This is a genomic window from Peribacillus sp., from assembly GCF_059453735.1.
Map to the genome: position 1 here is coordinate 1 of NZ_JAZVJO010000408.1, position 4,493 is coordinate 4,493.

At 39.6% G+C, this 4,493-nt stretch carries 2 protein-coding genes; both read right to left on the reverse strand.

The window, feature by feature from the left end; all coding sequences use genetic code 11:
* Nucleotides 1-331: 331 nt before the first annotated feature.
* Nucleotides 332-2,341: a penicillin-binding transpeptidase domain-containing protein gene (locus tag AC52RT_RS13505; RefSeq protein WP_495541221.1), complete on the reverse strand. Its 2,010-nt coding sequence runs from the start codon at nt 2,339-2,341 to the stop codon at nt 332-334.
* 121 nt (nt 2,342-2,462) lie between these two features.
* Nucleotides 2,463-3,926 carry a hypothetical protein gene (locus tag AC52RT_RS13510; RefSeq protein WP_495541222.1) on the reverse strand — a complete coding sequence of 488 codons (1,464 nt, stop codon included), beginning with the start codon at nt 3,924-3,926 and terminating at the stop codon, nt 2,463-2,465.
* Nucleotides 3,927-4,493 lie beyond the last annotated feature (567 nt).

Consider the following 4,493-nt stretch of genomic DNA (forward strand, 5'->3'; position numbering starts at 1 on the left):
CTTTTTTATTAAATAAATATTACCATTTAGTTCTATATAACAGTAAGAACGTCCTTTTTTATTTCATTTATTTTACTTTTTTGTTATTTTATAATAATTAGGTTTACATAGGTTAATAGTAGTAGATTCTGTCCTGTTACGTTTTAGCTAGTCTAAAGAGGGTATCTTTATTATCCAAAAACACTTTTTACTCAAGATAAATATACACTATGCCTATTTGTGAACATTTCCCTATACCGACAGTAAAACCATATTTGTCGAAATATTCTGAAATTTATTTATTAAAAAGACATCAGCTTGTCCCGCTGATGTCTTCCTTCTATTATAATAGTTATTGCGTTAAGTACTTTTTCCAAACCGGCTTCATCTTGTCTACCACCAGATGACTACCGCCTCTTCCTTTGACGTCTTCCATCATCCAAGACATCAGTAATTGTGGGTTCTCGGTATTTACTCCGACGAACCAGCCGTTTTCATTTCCGCTGCCGCCTTTGTTTAGTTTGGTTTCAGCTGTCCCTGTTTTTCCTGCAATTGAAATGTCGAGATCATCGAGTGTGTGCCCCGATCCTTTCGGGTGTTTGACGACCTGTTCGAGCATCGTTAACATGCTTGATGCCTGTTTTTCAGGAACTACGTTTTTCTTCCAGGCTTGGCTTTTCTTTTCCCCGTCGAACAAGACAGGCGAAATCATATTTCCTTTGTTTACATAAGCTGAATAGGTGAGCGCTAAGTGAAGGGTACTCATTTGAATCTGGCCTTGCCCATAGCCGCTGTCTGCTAGACGACCTTCACTGTCAATTTTCCCAATTCCAGACTTAGTGATTGGATAGTCGAATGGAATGGTTTCTCCAAAGCCAAAATCCTTCAATCCTTCTGAAAACTTAGCTGTGCCCAAATTTAAGGCTTTCTGCGCAAAGTATATATTATCTGAATAGATCAGCGCATCAGTCATATTAATATCCTTGCCTGGTGTCGCCACACGGGTAATTGAATGGTCTTTCCAATTCGCTTTTTTCCATGATGCACCTGTAATCTTGATTGCTTTCTTAGGATTTAAGCCATTTTTCATCGCGATTGATCCTGTCAGCCCTTTGATTGTGGAACCTGGGGTATACACGGAGCTAAACCGATTAATCATTGGCTTGTCTGGATCTTCTTCCCACGCCTTTTGGGTTTCATTTGACATGCCTAGAATGTATTGATTCGGATCAAATGACGGACTGCTCATCAGGACCAATGTCTCGCCTGTGATCGGATTGATGGCGGCGGCTGATCCATTCTCATTTTCATACTGCTGATAAATTTGCTTTTGGAGCTCCGCATCAATGGTTAAGATAATCGTTTCGCCTTCAGCTGCCGGCTGATCGGCAATGACTTTTTCTTCGCCATTGCTTGCTGCGATATACACTTTCGCTCCCGCTTTTCCTTTAAGACGGGCTTCAAGCAGCTGTTCAAGCCCCCGCTTGCCGATTTCGTCTTGGGCGGTGTAGCCTTTCTCTTTATTCGCTTTTAAATCTTCAGCAGATACGTCGCCAATATAGCCGATTAAGTGGGCAGCGCTTTCTTTATACGGATATACGCGGTCCTGAATTTCGTTAACCGTCACCGATTGGATGCCTGCGACTTTTTCTTTCGTTGCCGTATCTTCCAAAGACAGTTTTTTGATTGGTACTAAATAATTAGGCTGTACCCACGATTGATTTAGTTTATTTTCAATTTCCTCTTTAGATATTTTTAAGGCACTCGACAGCTGGGAGAGAATCCCCGCTTCGTTTCCTGCCATTTCTTCCGGCACGATCCCGACTTCGTATACACTGCCGTTCATCGCCATTCCACGCTCATTGCGGTCGACAATTTCACCGCGGATGGCTGGATAGGTTTTTACCGATACCTTTTCTCCTTCTTCAAGCTCAGGAAAGATATAACTTGGATTCCATTTCACATACCAATTGGTTTCATTTTCTCGTTCTTCTTTAACAAGCGTGGCTTTATGGTCAAAATTGATTTCCCCTGCTATCGAATTCATACTGACGGAAAACGGCAGCGCGACTTTTTTCTTATCTTTATGGTCCTGCTCTTCTGTCGGCTGTTTATACGTTACCTTTACTTGTTTGGCCTCAATGCCCTTGTAAATTTTTTCGTAACGCTCCGCAAATTCAGCTTTCGACATAGTCTTTTTTGTATCTTTGGATAAGTACGTGTACATTTCAGTGAAATTTTGTTCATTCCATAGCTTCGTGTAAGCTGCTAACCGTTCTTCTGGCTGGGGTTCTTTGTCAAAACAGCCAGTTAGAAGTAATATAGCTGCAACCAGTACCGGAGCAAAAAGGTGTTTCTTCATATTTACCTCCCTGTAACTAATGGTGTCTTCCTTCTATAGTAACAAATTATTAGAAAAAAAAGTGAATTAGTGGCGACAAAACGACAAAAACCTGCCCCATAAGTATGGGACAGGTTATTCATTAATAGATTCTCTTCCGTCTACTATGTCTTTCTTTCAGCCAGCTCCGGACAAACACGAATCCAAGTGAGAGCGATACCGCCACACCTGAAATGGTCACAAATAGAGCGAGATATTCATAAATACTAAATTGATTCATCTTTGACCAAGGAATATTCCCCTTCAGTTGTTCCGTAACCAAATTCATTCCAAAGATCCCGGATATGGTTGAGTAAATCGTCAGAACCTCGAGCAGGTAACTGCTCCGCTTACCGGATAATTTATCTTGATTTTGGTATAAATCTGACAGTGTTTCTTTTACATCTCGGTAGAGGTCTTCAATTTTAAAGTTTTGCCTAATTAACTCAAAAAGTTCCTGCCCTGTGGAGGTACTGTTGATTTGCGGGAAGTAATACTTCGCTGAGAACTCGGTAATCATGACAATCAGCAGCTCTGTTTGCGATTGGTCTTGTTCAATATCAATCTGCGAATTTTCATGTGTCAGTTCGAGCAGGACGATTTTGTAATAATAAAACAACAGCAAGGAGTAAAAATGTTCTCCATACATTTGACCTGCCAATTGCTGCTCGAGCTCATCGCCAGCTTTGGTCACACAGATAAATGCATCATCACCCACAATATAGTATGTTTCATCTCCCCAGCGATCGTACACGTTTTCCTGACAATACCGTTTGATATAATCTGGATTCTTTGCTCCTATAAAAGGCAGCCCCTTACTATCATAACCATTCATGCCAACCGCTCGATATAAATCAATTTCTCTTATGTTGCTATCTTCTTCCAACACAACGTGGCCAATTACGTACATTCGTTCATCAACGAAGAAAGGAAGACTCCCAAAATACGTTTCTTGGCTGCTCTCGGATTCTATATAGTCCTTCAATACGGTTAAAAGTTCACTAAATACAAATTTTTTTACATTGGTGTAAGGTGCCTCATCATCGGCATAAAAAATTTTCGTGCTCACCTCATCCTGAGCAATCGGTTCAAGAACTCGAAAAATATCACCAAAAGCCAAAACAGCGGAATAATCCATCCCCTTTGGCAGTGTAATTCGAATATTCATAAGTCCGATATGAAAAGGACAGATAAAGATATCGAATGAATCGATGGTAAAGTCCGTGGTGAGAAAGGTTGAGGTAAGTGTAAACTTTTGATTGATTTTTTTTGTGAAGCGTCGAAGTCCTTCTCTTTTTTTATACGTTGAGGGAAAGACAATGGGTTCTATATTCGGCATAAAGTACTTTTCCATTGAACGGTGAGAAACAGAATCACGTCCGTAAAATCGGTTTTCCAGATCCATATTTTCTAAATCAAAAAAAACAAATCCCTTTTCAAGCAATTTTTCTGCAAAGCCTTCTATTTTTTCTTCTTGGAGTAAAAACGGAAAGACAAACTGGAGGTTCGCTTTACGTGTGGTGAGATCCTGAGCCATTTCTGGATTCCCTTTTTCTATTTCAGCCATATCTCAACCTTCACCTCTTCCTAAGTCTATATATCTTCAATTTACCCCGACATGATGAATTCAAACGAAGGAAAAAATCCCATAAAAAAATCCCGCAACTAAAAGCTGCGGGCCACCAGAATGTTCTTTTTCCGAAAAACATTCTCCATTCGGGTACTAGATTACTTGAAAAAAGCCAGAAATTTGGAATCGGTTTGGTTTTCACAAAACACCTTCCAAAAGCAAATATGTAACGTTCTGATTAGTATTTTCAATCAGGGTAGTTCTATTTAACCATACCTCTTTCCTATTGGGAAACATGCAGATACTCTGATATACGACAAATATCAGGTCAATAGAATGATTTTCCTCCCTATTTTCGTTGTTTTTCAACAAAAATATAACTTTAGGCATATTTTTTATTATATAGAGGTTTCTACCCTTTGCCAAAAGGGTAAAAGGAAGTAATTACGTAAGAATTGGAAAAATCAGCAAAGGAGAACATCAGATGAATCTTGAAATGTTAAAATTTCGACCTCAGACTAAAAGCCAAGTGAAGATTACTGCTATATCAGGAAAGTCCACTAC

Excerpts from the sequence above, each read along its gene's own strand:
- AC52RT_RS13510 (WP_495541222.1), bottom strand. The coding sequence starts at position 3,926 with ATGGCTGAAATAGAAAAAGGGAATCCAGAAATGGCTCAGGATCTCACC.
- AC52RT_RS13505 (WP_495541221.1), bottom strand. The coding sequence starts at position 2,341 with ATGAAGAAACACCTTTTTGCTCCGGTACTGGTTGCAGCTATATTACTT.